Origin of the sequence: Sphingomonas yantingensis (assembly GCF_014199325.1) — a bacterium.
Classification (GTDB): Bacteria; Pseudomonadota; Alphaproteobacteria; order Sphingomonadales; family Sphingomonadaceae; genus Sphingomonas; species Sphingomonas yantingensis.
In genome coordinates this window covers 406,273-420,878 of the sequence record NZ_JACIJJ010000002.1, presented here as the reverse complement: position 1 = coordinate 420,878, position 14,606 = coordinate 406,273, and the positions used below count along the sequence as shown (strand labels likewise).

Sequence of the window (14,606 nt, the reverse complement as noted above, 5' to 3'; positions counted from 1 at the left end):
GGAGAGGAGCCCAAATGGCCGACAGCGACGATTTGCCCGAAAACGAGATTTTGGCCGCGGCCAAGCATGCGCGCGCGGTCAAGGATCGCCGTTCCGCCACCGGCGCCAATCCGCCGCTGCCCAGCGAGGGCAAGAAGTGGCAGATCGCGACCGTCGCGGGGGTCGGCATCGGCTCGGCGGCGCTGGCCGCGGCGCTCATCTATTCGAACCGCGGCAGCCGCCGGAAGGGCTGATCCCCTCCGGCGGCCGGCGACTTACTCGCCCGTCTGGCGCTCGACCTCGGCCATCGCCTCGTCGAGACCGGCCAGTGCCTCGCGCCGATCGGCATCGCTCCGGCTGGGTTCGGCCTGGATGTGGGCGCGAGCGCTCTGGATCGAGGCGCGGGCCGTCGCCATCGCAAACGCCCGCGTCTGCCCGGCTTTGGCAGCGGCACGCGCGCCCTCACTCGCTGCGCGCTCGATCCGGTCGGTGCAGATCACCGTGCGGCTGATCGAACGGCCGCCGGCGGTCGCGACGCTGTAGCTCGTCGGGCCGGCACCACCACAGCGCATTTCCTTGATCTCTGGCACGCGGATCGTCGCAGCCATGCGCTCTGCGTCGGCGGCGAGACGCTCGGTATCAGCCGACAGGCGCGCCATCTCGGCGGGATCGACAGGGTCGCCGCGGCGAACGACGATCGTGCGCTTGCCGTCCTTGACCTTGTATACATGCACCCGGTGTGCGGGCGGCGCACCGGGCGCGTCGGGCGCGTCGGGCGCGGCCGCCGCGGCGGGCGCCTCCGCTGCTTCGGCCGGGGCTGGCGGTGCCGGCGGTTCGGGCAGCTGCGGCAGCTCGATATCGGCGATGCGCACGCCGATGCGATCCTCGACCTTGGCCTTCAGGTTCTCGGCCGCGCGGGTCCCCGACGCGGTGAGCGCGAGGCCCGTGAGCGCGAGGGCGGTGATGCCGGCAAGCCCGACGCGGGTGGTACGACGGGTCGGTTTCTGGTGGTGGGTCAACATGCGGAGCCTCCCTTTGATCTCGTTGATCGTGTGCAGGTGACAAGCTGCCGAGACCGCGCCCCCATGCGCGCTCTTGACGATGGCGCGACCATAGGCATGGCGCAGCGCCGGGTGACGACCGGCAAGCACGAGCGCATCGCAGGCCATTTCTTGATCGGCGCGAAAGGCACGAAACGCGCGCCACGCGACCGGATTGAACCAGTGGAACGCGAGCATCGCCAGCGCCGCCCAGTTGGCGGCAAGGTCGCCGCGGGCATGATGGCCAAGCTCGTGTGCGAGCGCGAGGTCGCGCTCCATCTCGTCATAGCGTTCGGCGAAATCCGCCGGGAACGCGACATATTTGCGCCAGATGCCGAAGGCGAGCGGCCCGGCGGCGGCATTGCTCTCGATCATCGCGACACGCCCATCGACCAGCGCGGCGCGCCGCCGCCCGCCTGCCTTGATCCGTGCGCAGAAGCGCGAATAGACGATAAGGTGCCAGCCGGCGAACCCGATCGCGCCGATCGCCCAGATGCCAATCACTGCTGTCGGCCAACCGATGCCCGTCTCGGGCACCGCGGGCAGCACCGCGACGGGATGGCCCAGCGAGATGACGATATCCTCGGGAACCGGCAGGGTCGGCACCATCCGCCCGCGCCATTCGGCGGGCATCGGCGGCAGCACCATCCGCAGCAACGGGATCGCCCATAAAGCATAGGCGATTTGTGGCCCTACCCAGCGTCGCACCGGCGCGCGGATCACCAGAACCAACGCCATCAGGAGCGTGGTGGCGACGACCGTCTCAATAGCCCAGGCGATCATTGCTTGAGCTCCCGGAGCAACGCCTCGATCTCGGCGATGTCGTCGCGGCTCAGTTCATCGCGCTCGGCCAGATGCGCGACCAGCGGCGTCAGGCGGCCACCGAACAGCCGGTCGATCAGCTTCTTCGACTCGCCCGAGACATAATCCTCGCGCGCGACGAGCGGACGGTATCGATAGCGCCGGCCATCCTCCTCATGCGCGATGATGCTCTTGCCGAGCAGCCGGCCCAGCAGCGTCTTGACGGTGTTGACGCTCCAGTCGCGATCGACGGGCACCCGCTCGGCCACTTCCTGCGCGGTGAGCGGACTCTCATCCCACAGCACCTCCATCACCGCATGTTCGGCATCGCTGATTCGCTCGGTCATCACACGCCCTTTCGACTACGGATGTAATCGCAGCGATTACAGATGTAGTCAAGCGGTTGGACCGACTGTCGGAACAGCTTACAACCAGCGATCGAGGTGAAGAGCCGTTAACGAAAGAAACGCTGCATTTTCGCGGGTTGGCGTAACTGGCACGCCAGGTGCTTATACATCTGCGCATCCGACGAACGTCAGTCCGACGCTTCAAACCCGGGCGAGCCGCCCCGTCCAAGGCGGCTCGCCCACCCGGATTTCCTTCAGGCAGTCACCAGACCCGCGGGCAGCGACGGCCGCGCCGAGGCGAAGCGATTAGCGGTCCGGCGCGCGACGCGATCGGCACTAACCGCCATCGCGGCCGGATAGATCTCGCCCAGCAGCCGCTCGAACGTCCGGTCCCAGCCGAAACCGGCCACCACCACGTCGCGCGCGGCGCGGCCCATGCCGGCGGCGTCGCCCGCCCACACCGCCTCGACGTTGCGCGCCATCGCCGCCACGTCGTCGACGGGACCGAGCATCCCCAGCCCCGCCGGCACGCGGTCGGGCATCGCCCCGCCGGTCACGCCGACGACGGGCAGCCCGGCCGCCTGCGCCTCGAGCACGGAGACGCCGAACGTCTCGTCCGCCATCGCCGAGACATAGATGTCCGACGAGGCGAGCGCGCGGGCGAGTTCGGCGCGGTCCTTTTCGAACCCGGTGAAGGCGATCGGCAGATCGGCTGCGGCCGCCGCCAGCGGCTCGCGCAGCTTGCCGTCGCCAATCATCACCAGCGCGGCGCCCAGCGATCTCGGCAGGCGGCGGAACATGTCGACCAGCCGATCAGCGCGCTTCTCGTTGTCGATGCGGCCCGCATAGACGAGCAGCGGCCCGTCACCCGGCAGGCCGAGTTCCGCACGATAGCCCGGATCGCGCCGACCCGGGTTGAACAACGTGGTATCGACGCCCAGCGGCAGGACCGAGGTCTGGTGGATGCCGCGCTTGCCCAGCGGCTCGCGAGCGGCTTCGCTCAGCGTATAGACCCAGTCGAACTCGCGATAGGTGATCTCGGCATAGCCATAGGACAGCCAGCGAAGCCCGCGGCCGATCGTCTCGCCCAGCTTCTCGGCCCCGACGCGATAGACGTGAGCGTTGGGGAAGTCGGTGCGATAGCCCGCGATCAGCGTCGTGTCGGGAAACGCGCGGCGATGATGGATCGCCGTCCAGGGCAGCACCCACGGACACAGCGATTCGATCACGTCGGGCCGATACTGCGCGAGCAGGTCTCGAACGACCCCGGTGCGCAGGATGAAGCGATAGTTCGGGCTGCCGTGCACGGGGTCTGCGCCGACCTCGGCAAAGATGTGGCGGCCGTTCACCGTCACCCGGTCCTCGGGCCCCGGCACGATCTGAAGCAAATGGTGCGGCGTCTCGCGCAGCACATAGTCGCGCTTTTCGCGCAGGTATGTGCTGATGCCGCCACCGCCGGCCGGCGAATAGCTTTGCGTAAGATCGCACAGGATCATCGGCTTGTTCGCGCGCGAACGAGCCTCCGCCGCGAACGCGGCGCCGGTCTGCTGGAGCATGACGCCCCTTTCGTATCTATGGGCGGGGCGCGGGCCCCTTTATTCAGGCCTGCGCCGCGCCGGTTTCGTCAATCAAGGTCTTGAGTTCACCAGATTCGTACATTTCCATCATGATGTCCGAACCGCCGATGAACTCGCCCTTCACGTACAATTGAGGAATAGTCGGCCAGTCGCTGAACGCCTTGATGCCCTGACGTATCCCTTGATCCTGAAGCACGTCGACACTCTCGAAGTCGGCGCCCAGATGATTGAGGATCGCGACTGCCCGGCTGGAGAAGCCGCACTGCGGAAACAGCGGGCTGCCCTTCATGAACAGGACGACGTCGTTGGCATCGACGATCTCGCGGATGCGCGTCTGGCTTTCGTCAGTCATTCTACTTACTCCTTGGGCGCGGCGGTCGTCAGTTGGAGCGCGTGCAGCACGCCCCCCATCCGGCCACCCAGCGCCGCATAGACGGTCTGGTGCTGCTTGACGCGGCTCAGCCCCTTGAACGCGCCCGATACGACGTGCGCGGCATAATGATCGCCGTCGCCCGCCAGGTCGGTGATCGTCACCTCGGCATCTGGCAGTTCGGCGCGGATCAGCGCCTCGATCTCTTCGGCAGCCATCGGCATGGGTCAGGGCGCCTCAATAAGCTGGCGTCGCGCCTCGACGGTCTGCTCGTCCAGCGCCTTGCGGACCGCGCTCTCGTCGACATCGACATTGGCGGCGATCAGGTCGCCGTAAAGCTTGCGGACCACGTCCTCGTCGCCCGCTTCCTCGAACTCGGCCTGGACCACCGCCTTGGCATAGGCCTCGGTCTCTTCCGGGGTCAGCTTCATCAGGCCGGCAGCCCACTGCCCGAGCAGACGATTGCGGCGCGCGACGACGCGGAACAGCATCTCCTCGTCGCGTGCGAACTTCGCCTCGAACGCGCGCTCGCGATCGTCGAACGTGGTCATTGGTTCCCGGCCCCTTCGTCAAATTTCGTGACCAGCGAGATAGGGGGGCGGTTGCGGCAGCGCAACGGGCCGCGATTTCAGTCCATTTCGACGACGACCTTGCCGATCACCTCGCGCGTCGTCAGCGCCGCGATCGCCTCACCGCCGCGCGCCAGCGGAAAACGCTGCGTCACGCGCGGGGAGATCCGCCCCGCTTGCCAGAGCGCGAACAGCCGCTCGACATTGGCCGCATTCGCCTTCGGATCGCGCGCGGCGAACGCGCCCCAGAAGACGCCGCACACGTCGCAGCTCTTCAGCAGCGTCAGATTGAGCGGCAGCTTCGGGATGCCGGCCGGGAACCCGACGACCAGATACCGCCCCTCCCACGCGACGGAGCGGAGCGCCGGCTCGGCATAATCGCCGCCGACCGGGTCATAGATCACGTCGGCGCCCTTCGGCCCGACCGCCGCCTTGAACTGCTCGGCCAGCGCCTTCGACGCGTCCTTGTCGAACGGCCCGCGCGGATAGACGATCACGTCGTCCGCCCCCGCCGCTCGCACCGCCGCCGCCTTTTCCTCCGACGACACTGCGCCGATCACGCGTGCGCCCATCGCCTTGCCGAGCTCGATCGCCGCGAGCCCCACCCCGCCCGCCGCGCCGAGCACCAGCAGCGTCTGCCCCTCGGCCAGCCGGCCGCGATCGGCGAGCGCGTGGATGGTGGTGGCATAGGTGAGGAGGAGCGCCGCGCCCTCGGCAAAATCGCGGCCGTCGGGCAAGCGGTGGAGCTGTGCGCCGGACACCGCGACCTTTTCGACCAGCCCGCCATTGCCGATCACCGCGATCACCCGGTCGCCGGGTGCCCAGCCTGTCACGCCCTCGCCCACCGCCTCGACCACGCCGGCGATCTCGCCGCCCGGCGCGAACGGGCGCGGCGGCTTGAACTGGTACTTGTCCTCGATGATGAGGACGTCTGGATAGTTGATCGCGCACGCCCTCACCGCGACGATCACCTGCCCCGCGGCGGGGACGGGATCGGGCAGGTCGGCGAGCTCTAGAGCTTCAGGTCCGCCCGGCGCCCTCGACAGCAATGCCTTCATTCCGGCTTCCTCCCGCGATCCACGGGCGGTCCGAACCGACGGCCGCCTCGTATTTCGAAATCGCGGTATCCTGTGCCAGCGTCATGCCGATCTCGTCCAGCCCCTCCATCAGGCACTGCCGACGAAAACCGTCCATCTCGAAGACGAACCGATCCTGATAGAGCGTGGTGACGCTCATGCTCTCGAGGTCGACGGTGATTGCCGCCCCTTCCCGCGCGACCTCGAGCAGCCGATCGATCGCCTCCTGCGGCAGCAGGACGGGGACGATCCCGTTCTTGACCGCGTTGCCCGAGAAGATGTCAGAATAGCTCGGCGCGATCACCGCGCGCACGCCCATGTCGTCCAGCGCCCAAGCGGCATGCTCCCGGCTCGATCCGCAGCCGAAATTCTCGCCGGCGATCAGGATCGGACTGCCGGCATAGGCCGGGTCGTCGAACACATTGCCATCCTCGCGCCGCAGCGCCTCGAACGCGCCCTTGCCCAGTCCCTCGCGCGTCACGGTCTTGAGCCAGTGGGCGGGGATGATGATGTCGGTGTCGATGTTCTTCGCACCGAAGGGATAGGCGCGCCCTTCGACGCGGGTGACGGCTCGCATGGTCAGTCGAGTTCCTTGGGGAAAGCGGGCATGGCGGCGATGTCGCGCGGATCGTGCTGGATGACGACACGCGCCTTGAGGTTCTTCGCGATCCCCTCGAACCGGTCGTGGCTCGCCAGCGTCTCGGCGCGGCTGGTGTTGAAGGTGGGGACGCCGCGAACGGGCCGGTTCTCGCGGAAATGATATTCGTCGCCGGAAATAAGGACGGGGCCGTTCTTCGCGGTGCGGACGAGCAGCGCCGAATGACCGGGCGTGTGGCCGGGCATGGTCAGCATCATCACGCTGCCGTCGCCGAACACGTCGCGGTCGCCCGCCACCGGCGTGACCTTGGCCGGGCCGTCGATCCATGGGCGGAGCGCGGCGCGCTGCGGATCGTCGCCGCCCATCGCCTGTACCGCCGCCCAGTCCTTGGCGCCGATCAGCAATTCGGCATCGGGAAAGGCCTTGGCGCCGCCCGTATGGTCGGCGTGATAATGGCTGATACCGATATATTTGACGTCGGCGGAGGTCAGGCCCAGCGCCTTCAATCGGTCGGCGATCGCGATCCCCGCCTTCATCCGGTCGGGCGACTTCGCCGCCATCTCCACCGACAGCCCGGTATCCCAGAGCAGCACGCCCTTGGGGTGGCGGATCAGGAAACAGCCCGCGACGAACTCGCGCCGCTCGCCCGCGAACAGCATCGTGTCGTTGAACCGCCCGAGATCGGGCTGGACCAGCCGACCGCACTCGAACGCGGCGATGCGGACGCTGGCGGGTGCCTGGACCGGCGGCGCGGCGCCGGTGGTGGCGAGCGCGACGAGCGAAGCGGCGATCAGGCGCATGGCATCAATTCCCCTGTTGGTTGGGGACGATGCTGCCTGAGGATCAACCCGCTGTCACTGCGGGCTTTCAGCCCTCGGCGACAGTGACGCTCGCCTGCTGGACGGGGGCTGACCCCTTCTGCCGCACCTTGCCCGACGAGGCATAGGCGGCGGCGAGGCCGCTCATCACGGTACCGGCGATCAGCAGGACCATTACTCGACGCATCAACACGACCCTCCCCGGCATGGTTGCCGGCCCTCATGACCCCGCGACCAGCTCACGCACGTCGGTCAAGCGCCCCGTGACCGCCGCCGCCGCCGCCATCGCGGGCGAGACCAGGTGCGTGCGCGCGCCCGGTCCCTGACGCCCTACGAAATTCCGATTCGAAGTGGAAGCACAACGTTCGCCCGCCGGCACCTTGTCGGGATTCATGGCCAGGCACATCGAGCAGCCCGGCTCGCGCCACTCGAACCCCGCCTCGGTAAAGATGCGGTCGAGCCCCTCGGCCTCCGCCTGCCGCTTGACGAGGCCGGAGCCGGGCACGACCAGGGCCTGTCTGATCCGGTCGGCGACGCGGCGTCCCTCGACCACCTTCGCCGCGGCGCGCAGGTCCTCGATCCGGCTGTTGGTGCAGCTGCCGATGAAGACGTGCTCGATGCCGACGTCCTGCATCCGCGTGCCCGGCGTCAGGCCCATATAATCGAGCGACTTGCGCGCCGCTGCCTGCTTCGACGGGTCGGCGAAGCTTTCCGGCTCGGGCACCGCGCCGGTGATCGGCACCACGTCCTCGGGGCTCGTCCCCCAGGTCAGCGACGGCGCGATCGCGCTGCCGTCCAGCACCACGCGCTTGTCATAGGTCGCGCCCGGATCGGTCGGCAGCGTCCTCCAATAGGCGACCGCCCGCTCCCAATCCTCGCCCGCCGGCGCCATCGGCCGGCCCTTGAGATAGGCAAAGGTCGTCTCGTCCGGCGCGATCAGGCCGGCGCGCGCGCCGCCCTCGATCGACATGTTGCTGATGGTGAGGCGCCCCTCGACCGAGAGCGCGCGGATCACTTCGCCGGTATATTCGATGACATGGCCCGTGCCCCCGGCCGCGCCGATGCGGCCGATGATCGCGAGGATCACGTCCTTGGCGCTGACGCCGAAGCCGAGCGTCCCGTCGACGCGGACTTCCATCGTCTTGGACTGCTGGAGCAGCAGCGTCTGCGTGGCGAGCACATGCTCGACCTCGCTCGTCCCGATGCCAAAGGCGAGCGCGCCGAGAGCCCCGTGTGCGGACGTGTGGCTGTCGCCGCAGACGAGCGTCGTGCCGGGCAGCGTGAAGCCCTGTTCCGGCCCCACGACATGAACGATGCCCTGTGCCGCATCGGTCGCGCCGATATAACGGATGCCGAATTCGGCGGTGTTGCGCTCGAGCATCTCGAGCTGCTGGGCGCTGTCTGGATCGGCGATCGGCAGGCGGTGGCCCGCCGCGTCGACGCGCGCGGTCGTCGGCAGGTTGTGGTCGGGGACCGCCAGCGTCAGCTCGGGCCGGCGCACCGGGCGCCCGGCGGCGCGAAGCCCGGCGAACGCCTGCGGGCTGGTCACCTCATGAACGAGGTGGCGGTCGATATAGATGAGGCAGGTGCCGTCGTCCCGGCGCTCGACCACATGGTCGGCCCAGATCTTTTCGTAAAGCGTGCGCGGATTGCTGGCCATGGCGGGCGCGTTTAACTCTTTGCTGCCAGATCGCAAGCCGCCAAGCAACTTTATGTCGCACTTTCGGGGCCGGTGCGGCTGCGCTAGAGCCGCTTCATGACCCGTCTGACCGTCAACAATCAGCCGATCCAGTACGCGTTGTCGCCCGAAACGCCGCTGGCGGTGGCGCTGCGCGACGCCTCGAACCTCACCGGCACCAAGATCGCCTGCTCGAACGGCGAATGCGGCGCCTGCACCGTCGATATCGACGGGCGCGCGGTGCGGTCGTGCGCCGTCACGATCGCGTCGGTGGAGGGCAGCTTCGTCACGACGATCGAGGGGCTGGCGCGCGATCGGGACCATCCGGTGCAGCAGGCGTTCCTCGCCGGCAACGTCTCGCAATGCGGCTATTGCATCCCTGGCCTCGTCATGGCCGCCGCGGTGCTGATCCGGGAGGTGCGCGACCCCGACGAGGCGGCGATCCGCCGCGCCATGTCGCATCATTGCCGCTGCGGCATTCAGCCGCGGCTGGTCGAGGCGGTCCGCCGCGCCGCCGCGATCGAGCGCGGGGACGAGACGGTCGCCCCCGTCGCCTCCCCCGATATCGACGCGCGCGACGCGGCGAAGGACGTGCCCGCGCTCGCCGCCCCGAAACGGCTTCCGAGAAGCTGACAATTTGCTGTCAACGCAATTCAGGAACGGCTCAACCCGTCTGGCATAGTTCGTGTGGCATGCGGCGATCCCCGGCTCTTCGGGATGCCGCTGGAGGGATTACGATGAAGCGTAAGTGGATGCTCGCGCTTGCCACCGCCACGGCGATGTTGCCGGCGGCCGCCTTTGCACAGGAAGAAGAGGGTCGCGGACGGCCCGGGCGCAGCATGGACGCCGGCTCGCGCGCCGCGGCCCGTGCCGAGGCCGCACGCGACAGCGGCGTGTCGATCGGCGCCCGCGCCGAGCGCCCCGCCCCGCCCCCGCGCGCCGAGGGCGGCGATTTCCGCCGCGGCGGTTTTCAGCGGCCCGAGGGCCAGACCGGCGGCTGGCAGCGCCCCGATCGCCCGCGGGGGGGTGGCTTCCAGCGCCCGGACCGTCCGCAGGGCGGCGATTTCCAGCGACCCGACCGGCCCCGTCCCGAGGGTGGGTGGCAGCGTCCCGACCGTCCGCAGGGCGGCGGTTTCCAGCGGCCGGAGGGTCAGCGCCCGGACGGCGGGTTCCAGCGGCCCGATCGCCCGCGCGGCGACTGGCAGCGGCCGGGCGTGGGCGGACAGCGCCCGGACGGCAACTGGCAGCGCCCCGGCGCCGCGGCCGAGCGCGACCGCTATTTCAACGAGCGCCGCGACCGGATCGAGCGGGATCGTCGCCGCGACGACGATCGGTTCGACCGCCGGAACGGGGGCCAGTGGAACGAGCGCGACCAGCGCTGGAACGGCGGCAACGACTGGCGCGTCGGGCGCGATCGCGATGGCTGGAACGACCGCGGCGGATATGACCGGCGCGACTGGAACCGCGACTGGCGGCGCGACCGCCGCTACGATTGGCGCGGTTATCGCCAGACGAACCGCAACGTCTATCGCCTGCCCCGCTATTACGCGCCGCAGGGCTATTATGGCGGGTATCGCCGGTTCGGGATCGGCTTCACGCTGAGCAGCATCCTGTTCGGGCAAGATTACTGGATCGACGATCCGTACAACTATCGCCTGCCCGACGCGTACGGCCCGTATCGCTGGGTGCGCTATTACAACGACGCGCTGCTCGTCGATCTGGAGACCGGCGAAGTGGTCGACGTCGAGTACGACATCTTCTGGTGATCGCGGCGACCTGAAACCGGGGGACGGTGCGGCGACGCGCCGGCCCCTTGGCTTTTGCGGACCCGCGCGGCAGGAGGAAGCCATGGCAAGCGCAGCGAAATCCCCCGGCCGCCCCTCTGCCCACCGCGCCGCGATCGGCCGCTCTGTCGCAGCGCGGCTGGAAGGCGATCCGCGCATCACCCGCGTGCCGATCGAGCAGGCTGAGGTCTATTACTGTCTCGACTTCCTCACCGACGAGGAATGCGCCGTCCTGATCGAGGTGATCGACGCCGGTCGCCGCCCCTCGACCCTGCTCAGCCAATCGGCCGAGCCCGGCTTTCGCACCAGCGAGAGCTGCGACATGGACCGCTATTCGCCGATCATCCGCCCGATCGACGAGCGGGTGGCCGACCTGCTCGGCCTGGAGCCCGCGCACGGCGAGACGATGCAGGGCCAGCGCTACGCCCCCAGCCAGCAATTCCGCGCGCACCACGATTATTTCCACGAAAGCGAGCCCTATTGGGCGGCGATGCAGGGCCAGGGCGGCCAGCGCACCTGGACCGCGATGGCCTATCTGAACGAAGTCGAGGAGGGCGGCGCCACCTGGTTCCCGCTCGCCGGCATCCGCATCCCGCCGCGCAAGCGGATGCTGTTGATCTGGAACAACATGGCCGCCGACGGCGCCCCCAACGACGCGACACTGCACGAGGGGATGGCAGTGGTGACGGGCACCAAATACATCTTCACCAAATGGTTTCGCGAGAACCGCTGGCTGAAGACGGCGGACTGACCGGGCGGACTCAATCCGGCCAGTGCCGGCGCATCCGCGCTTCCAGGAGCGCAATCAGGTCGGGCGACATGAACGCATAGTCGTCCGGGATATCGAGGTAGACCATCCTGCGCCCGCCCAGCGCGCGGCGAAAATCGCGCTGCACCTTGGTCCGGTGCACCCGCTCCATCACGCCGATGCAATCCGCCCATTCGACGAGCTCGTCGGTAAGCGGTCCGTCCGCACCTTGGTTCGTGCCCGCCGACGCGACCTCGACACCGGGGCGCTGCGCGAAAATCTGTTCGGCGGTTGGGCTACGCAGCCGGTTCTGGCTGCACACGAAGAGATATCGCTTCATCACCGGTCGTCTTTACCCGCCAGTCCCGCAAATGTCCGCTTCCGAACGCCGGCGGCCGATACCGGACGACCCGCATCGCAAAATCCGCCAATGAATGGCGGCTCACTAGGCGCAGATTGCGATGCCACACCTAGCCTCTTCTTAATATCCCCAGAAATCCGCCATTCTTCGAACTTGGCACGCTGGCTGCAACGCATCCCGCAACCAGGCAGACAGCCTGAACATGCAGGGAGAAGCACCATGACCATCCGTTCGATCGCCACCACGACCGCCTTCGCCGCCCTCAGCCTGGTCGCCGGCACCACCTTCTGCGCCGGTGTCGCCAGCGCCGAGGAAGTCACCGCCGCCGCTGCCGCCCCCGTCAAGGCCGCGACCGCCCCCGCCGATAACCGCGTCTGTGCCAAGGTCGAGATCACCGGCTCGCGCATCGCGCGCACCGTCTGCCAGACGCGCGGCGAATGGGTGGCCAAGCAGGGCGTCGATCCGGTCGCGAAGTGAGGCCGGTTCGGCAGGGCCGGCGATCACCCCGCCGGCCCTGCCCCTCTAGCCACCCCCTCTAGCCCACCGGCGCCGGGCGCGCTAATCGGCGGGGAATGTCCCCCGTCTGCAATGTGTCCCGCTCGATCCTCGGCCAGCCATGGCATTGGCGCGGGCTGTCGGGCGACACGATCGATGACGGGTTCGTTGCCGACGACCTGGTGACGCGCCTGCTCCTCGCCCGCGGCTGCCCGCGCGAGGCGCTGGAGCTTCACCGCACCCCCTCGATCCGCGGGTTCATGCCCGACCCGTCGATCTTTCGCGACATGGACACCGCCGCCCGCCGCCTCGCCGACGCGGTACAGTCCGGTGAGCAGGTCGCGATCTTCGGCGATTACGACGTCGACGGCGCCACCTCGGCAGCGCTCATGATCCTCGTGCTGCGCGACCTCGGATTGGAAGCACGCGCCTATATCCCCGACCGGATGAAGGAAGGTTACGGCCCCACCGTCGCCGCGCTCGGCCGGCTGGCGCACGAGGGCGCGAGCCTGATCGTCACCGTCGATTGCGGCGCGCAAGCGTTCGAGGCGCTGGCGAGTGCGCGCGCCGCCGGCACCGACGTCGTCGTTGTCGACCATCATAAATGCACCAGCCTGCTGCCCGAAGCGCACGCAGTGGTGAATCCCAACCGCCTCGACGAGATCGAGGATGCGGCGGCGCACGGCCACCTCGCCGCGGTTGGCGTCGCTTTCCTGCTGTCCGCCGCACTGATCCGCGAGCTTCGTGCGCGCAATTTCTTCGCGGGCCGAACCGAGCCGAAACTGCTCGACCGGCTCGACCTCGTGGCCCTCGGCACCGTCGCCGACGTGGCGGCGCTGCGCGGCCTCAACCGCGCGTTCGTGGCGCAGGGGCTGAAGGTGATGGCCCGCCGCGCCAATCCTGGCCTCGCCGCGCTCGCCGACGCCGCCCGGCTGACCCGCGCGCCCACCTGTACCGACCTCGGCTTCGCGCTCGGACCGCGCATAAACGCAGGCGGGCGGGTGGGGCGCGCCGACCTCGGCGTCCGCCTGCTCACCACCCGCGACCCCGCCGAGGCGAGGGCGATCGCCGAGGAACTCGACCGCCTGAACGAGGAACGCCGCGCGATCGAGGGCGAGGTCCAGGCTGCCGCAGAGGCCATGACCCGCGAGGATTGCAGCGTCGCCGTCGTTTCGGGCGAGGGCTGGCACCCCGGCGTCATCGGCATCGTCGCCGGGCGACTCAAGGAACGCCTCGGCCGCCCCAGCCTCGTCATCGCGATCGGCGAGGATGGCGTGGGCAAGGGATCGGGCCGCTCGATCCCCGGGGTCGACCTCGGCGCCGCGGTGCTGGCGGCCAAGGAAGCCGGGCTGATCGTCGCGGGCGGCGGTCATGCCGCGGCGGCTGGCGTTACCGTCGCGCCGGGCGGCGTCCCCGCGCTCGCTGTGTTTCTCGAGGAAAAACTCGCCGGCAATGTCGCCCGCGCGCGGGAGGATCGCGCGCTGCTGCTCGACGCGGTGCTCGCGCCCGGCGGCGTGTCGGCGGATCTCGTCGACGCGATGGAGGCGGGCGGCCCCTATGGCATGGGCTGGCCGAGCCCGCGCGTCGCCGCCGGTCCGGTCCGCATCGTCCGCGCCGACCGCGTCGGCAACGGCCATGTCCGCGCGATCGTCGCGGGCGAGGACGGTCGCAGCCTCAAGGCGATGGCCTTCCGCATGGCGGACACCGATCTCGGCGCCGCCCTGCTCGGCGCGCCCCCGCATCGCCGCCTGTGGCTGGCCGGCCGGGCGAAGCGCGACGACTGGAGCGGGCGTGCCGTCGCCGAACTGCATGTCGAGGACGCAGCCTGGGCCGACTGATTTCCCACCAAACGGGCTTGACCGCCGCCCCGCCCTCCCCTATCCGCGCGGCCTGCCTCACGGCCCCTTCGTCTAGCGGTTAGGACGCGGCCCTTTCACGGCTGAAGCACGGGTTCGATTCCCGTAGGGGTCACCACTGCCGAACCAGCGGTGGCGCATGGATGGCAATCTCCCCATATCTGCGACCCAGCGGCACCGGCCGGGTGCTTCGAGAGCCGGGGAGATCGATGTCGGAGGATTATGACCATGGCCGGCGGGACGGCCTGCGGCTTGCGCTCTCCATCCTCGCCGCCGAGGAGGCCAAATGGGCGGCGCTGCTTGGCGAGAGTTCGTCGCGGCGGACGAATGTGCTGCGCGAAGTGCGGCACAAGACGCTCCAGGTCGCACAGAAGCGCGTTCAGACCGCGCTCGGCCGGCTCACGGCGCAGCAGGGCGCAGCGATCGATCCGGAAATTACCGCGGCGATCGAGCGGGCGGGTCTGTGACCGCCCGGCCAATGGCCCTTTTCCCTTAGCCCGCGGCGGGAC

19 protein-coding genes and 1 tRNA gene are annotated in these 14,606 nt (G+C 69.1%); 8 read left to right on the top strand and 12 right to left on the bottom strand.

All coding sequences use genetic code 11. The annotated features are described in order from the left end of the window. Positions 1–14: 14 nt before the first annotated feature. Positions 15–233 (top strand): hypothetical protein, encoded by a 219-nt coding sequence (locus FHR19_RS08230; protein ID WP_184026831.1) that lies wholly within the window; start codon positions 15–17, stop codon positions 231–233. A gap of 21 nt (positions 234–254) precedes the next feature. Here FHR19_RS08230 and FHR19_RS08225 read toward each other — a convergent pair whose 3' ends face one another. The 11 genes from FHR19_RS08225 to leuC form a co-directional block, all read right to left on the bottom strand. Beyond that, positions 255–1,802 carry a M56 family metallopeptidase gene (locus FHR19_RS08225; RefSeq protein ID WP_184026829.1) on the bottom strand — a complete coding sequence of 516 codons (1,548 nt, stop codon included), beginning with the start codon at positions 1,800–1,802 and terminating at the stop codon, positions 255–257. Then, on the bottom strand, positions 1,799–2,167 hold the full coding sequence (locus FHR19_RS08220) for a BlaI/MecI/CopY family transcriptional regulator (protein ID WP_184026827.1): 369 nt from the start codon (positions 2,165–2,167) through the stop codon (positions 1,799–1,801). Before FHR19_RS08220 ends, FHR19_RS08225 begins: the two co-directional genes overlap by 4 nt. A gap of 254 nt (positions 2,168–2,421) precedes the next feature. Further along, positions 2,422–3,723: a glycosyltransferase gene (locus tag FHR19_RS08215; protein ID WP_246359404.1), complete on the bottom strand. Its 1,302-nt coding sequence runs from the start codon at positions 3,721–3,723 to the stop codon at positions 2,422–2,424. A gap of 43 nt (positions 3,724–3,766) precedes the next feature. Continuing rightward, positions 3,767–4,096, bottom strand: a complete 330-nt coding sequence (gene grxD, locus FHR19_RS08210) for a Grx4 family monothiol glutaredoxin (protein WP_184026825.1) — start codon at positions 4,094–4,096, stop codon at positions 3,767–3,769. Positions 4,097–4,101: 5 nt separating this feature from the next. Beyond that, positions 4,102–4,338, bottom strand: a complete 237-nt coding sequence (locus FHR19_RS08205; protein WP_096343839.1) for a BolA family protein — start codon at positions 4,336–4,338, stop codon at positions 4,102–4,104. Positions 4,339–4,341: 3 nt separating this feature from the next. Continuing rightward, positions 4,342–4,665 carry a DUF1476 domain-containing protein gene (locus FHR19_RS08200; protein ID WP_184026823.1) on the bottom strand — a complete coding sequence of 108 codons (324 nt, stop codon included), beginning with the start codon at positions 4,663–4,665 and terminating at the stop codon, positions 4,342–4,344. Positions 4,666–4,742: 77 nt separating this feature from the next. Next, complete coding sequence (locus FHR19_RS08195) at positions 4,743–5,741, bottom strand: NADPH:quinone oxidoreductase family protein (RefSeq protein WP_184026821.1); 999 nt, start codon at positions 5,739–5,741, stop codon at positions 4,743–4,745. After that, complete coding sequence (gene leuD / locus FHR19_RS08190; RefSeq protein ID WP_184026818.1) at positions 5,704–6,336, bottom strand: 3-isopropylmalate dehydratase small subunit; 633 nt, start codon at positions 6,334–6,336, stop codon at positions 5,704–5,706. Before leuD ends, FHR19_RS08195 begins: the two co-directional genes overlap by 38 nt. A 2-nt stretch (positions 6,337–6,338) precedes the next feature. After that, positions 6,339–7,157, bottom strand: coding sequence for an N-acyl homoserine lactonase family protein (locus FHR19_RS08185; RefSeq protein WP_184026816.1), 819 nt, complete (start codon positions 7,155–7,157; stop codon positions 6,339–6,341). 67 nt (positions 7,158–7,224) lie between these two features. Continuing rightward, positions 7,225–7,362, bottom strand: coding sequence for a hypothetical protein (locus FHR19_RS08180; protein WP_184026814.1), 138 nt, complete (start codon positions 7,360–7,362; stop codon positions 7,225–7,227). Between the two features lie 33 nt (positions 7,363–7,395). Next, positions 7,396–8,835, bottom strand: coding sequence for a 3-isopropylmalate dehydratase large subunit (leuC, locus tag FHR19_RS08175; protein WP_184026812.1), 1,440 nt, complete (start codon positions 8,833–8,835; stop codon positions 7,396–7,398). Between the two features lie 96 nt (positions 8,836–8,931). On the opposite strand from leuC, the gene FHR19_RS08170 reads away from it, so the two are divergent. The 3 genes from FHR19_RS08170 to FHR19_RS08160 all read left to right on the top strand — a co-directional run bounded on the left by FHR19_RS08170 (position 8,932) and on the right by FHR19_RS08160 (position 11,388). After that, positions 8,932–9,486, top strand: coding sequence for a (2Fe-2S)-binding protein (locus FHR19_RS08170; RefSeq protein WP_184026810.1), 555 nt, complete (start codon positions 8,932–8,934; stop codon positions 9,484–9,486). Between the two features lie 104 nt (positions 9,487–9,590). Continuing rightward, on the top strand, positions 9,591–10,619 hold the full coding sequence (locus FHR19_RS08165; protein WP_184026808.1) for an RcnB family protein: 1,029 nt from the start codon (positions 9,591–9,593) through the stop codon (positions 10,617–10,619). Positions 10,620–10,701: 82 nt separating this feature from the next. Further along, a complete protein-coding gene (locus FHR19_RS08160; protein ID WP_184026806.1) occupies positions 10,702–11,388 on the top strand; it encodes a prolyl hydroxylase family protein in 687 nt (228 codons plus the stop codon). Between the two features lie 10 nt (positions 11,389–11,398). Here the strand turns inward: FHR19_RS08160 and FHR19_RS08155 are convergent, their stop codons facing one another. Beyond that, positions 11,399–11,725 carry a low molecular weight protein tyrosine phosphatase family protein gene (locus FHR19_RS08155; RefSeq protein ID WP_184026804.1) on the bottom strand — a complete coding sequence of 109 codons (327 nt, stop codon included), beginning with the start codon at positions 11,723–11,725 and terminating at the stop codon, positions 11,399–11,401. Between the two features lie 240 nt (positions 11,726–11,965). Between FHR19_RS08155 and FHR19_RS08150 the strand changes: the two genes are divergently transcribed. From FHR19_RS08150 to FHR19_RS08135, 4 genes are all read left to right on the top strand, one after another. Next, a complete protein-coding gene (locus FHR19_RS08150) occupies positions 11,966–12,223 on the top strand; it encodes a hypothetical protein (RefSeq protein ID WP_184026802.1) in 258 nt (85 codons plus the stop codon). Positions 12,224–12,318: 95 nt separating this feature from the next. Continuing rightward, a complete protein-coding gene (gene recJ, locus FHR19_RS08145) occupies positions 12,319–14,079 on the top strand; it encodes a single-stranded-DNA-specific exonuclease RecJ (protein ID WP_184026799.1) in 1,761 nt (586 codons plus the stop codon). Between the two features lie 61 nt (positions 14,080–14,140). Beyond that, a tRNA-Glu gene (locus FHR19_RS08140) sits at positions 14,141–14,215 on the top strand. Positions 14,216–14,240: 25 nt separating this feature from the next. Continuing rightward, on the top strand, positions 14,241–14,564 hold the full coding sequence (locus FHR19_RS08135; protein WP_246359403.1) for a hypothetical protein: 324 nt from the start codon (positions 14,241–14,243) through the stop codon (positions 14,562–14,564). The last annotated feature ends 42 nt before the right edge of the window (positions 14,565–14,606 follow it).

Bases quoted from the DNA above. Each gene is read 5' to 3' on its own strand.
- FHR19_RS08230 (WP_184026831.1), top strand. From the start codon at position 15: ATGGCCGACAGCGACGATTTGCCCGAAAACGAGATTTTGGCCGCGGCC.
- FHR19_RS08185 (WP_184026816.1), bottom strand. From the start codon at position 7,157: ATGCGCCTGATCGCCGCTTCGCTCGTCGCGCTCGCCACCACCGGCGCC.
- FHR19_RS08195 (WP_184026821.1), bottom strand. From the start codon at position 5,741: ATGAAGGCATTGCTGTCGAGGGCGCCGGGCGGACCTGAAGCTCTAGAG.
- FHR19_RS08220 (WP_184026827.1), bottom strand. From the start codon at position 2,167: ATGACCGAGCGAATCAGCGATGCCGAACATGCGGTGATGGAGGTGCTG.
- FHR19_RS08225 (WP_184026829.1), bottom strand. From the start codon at position 1,802: ATGATCGCCTGGGCTATTGAGACGGTCGTCGCCACCACGCTCCTGATG.
- FHR19_RS08215 (WP_246359404.1), bottom strand. From the start codon at position 3,723: ATGCTCCAGCAGACCGGCGCCGCGTTCGCGGCGGAGGCTCGTTCGCGC.
- leuD (WP_184026818.1), bottom strand. From the start codon at position 6,336: ATGCGAGCCGTCACCCGCGTCGAAGGGCGCGCCTATCCCTTCGGTGCG.
- recJ (WP_184026799.1), top strand. From the start codon at position 12,319: ATGTCCCCCGTCTGCAATGTGTCCCGCTCGATCCTCGGCCAGCCATGG.
- FHR19_RS08135 (WP_246359403.1), top strand. From the start codon at position 14,241: ATGGCAATCTCCCCATATCTGCGACCCAGCGGCACCGGCCGGGTGCTT.
- FHR19_RS08155 (WP_184026804.1), bottom strand. From the start codon at position 11,725: ATGAAGCGATATCTCTTCGTGTGCAGCCAGAACCGGCTGCGTAGCCCA.
- FHR19_RS08150 (WP_184026802.1), top strand. From the start codon at position 11,966: ATGACCATCCGTTCGATCGCCACCACGACCGCCTTCGCCGCCCTCAGC.
- FHR19_RS08205 (WP_096343839.1), bottom strand. From the start codon at position 4,338: ATGCCGATGGCTGCCGAAGAGATCGAGGCGCTGATCCGCGCCGAACTG.
- FHR19_RS08165 (WP_184026808.1), top strand. From the start codon at position 9,591: ATGAAGCGTAAGTGGATGCTCGCGCTTGCCACCGCCACGGCGATGTTG.
- FHR19_RS08160 (WP_184026806.1), top strand. From the start codon at position 10,702: ATGGCAAGCGCAGCGAAATCCCCCGGCCGCCCCTCTGCCCACCGCGCC.
- leuC (WP_184026812.1), bottom strand. From the start codon at position 8,835: ATGGCCAGCAATCCGCGCACGCTTTACGAAAAGATCTGGGCCGACCAT.
- FHR19_RS08180 (WP_184026814.1), bottom strand. From the start codon at position 7,362: ATGCGTCGAGTAATGGTCCTGCTGATCGCCGGTACCGTGATGAGCGGC.
- FHR19_RS08200 (WP_184026823.1), bottom strand. From the start codon at position 4,665: ATGACCACGTTCGACGATCGCGAGCGCGCGTTCGAGGCGAAGTTCGCA.
- FHR19_RS08170 (WP_184026810.1), top strand. From the start codon at position 8,932: ATGACCCGTCTGACCGTCAACAATCAGCCGATCCAGTACGCGTTGTCG.
- grxD (WP_184026825.1), bottom strand. From the start codon at position 4,096: ATGACTGACGAAAGCCAGACGCGCATCCGCGAGATCGTCGATGCCAAC.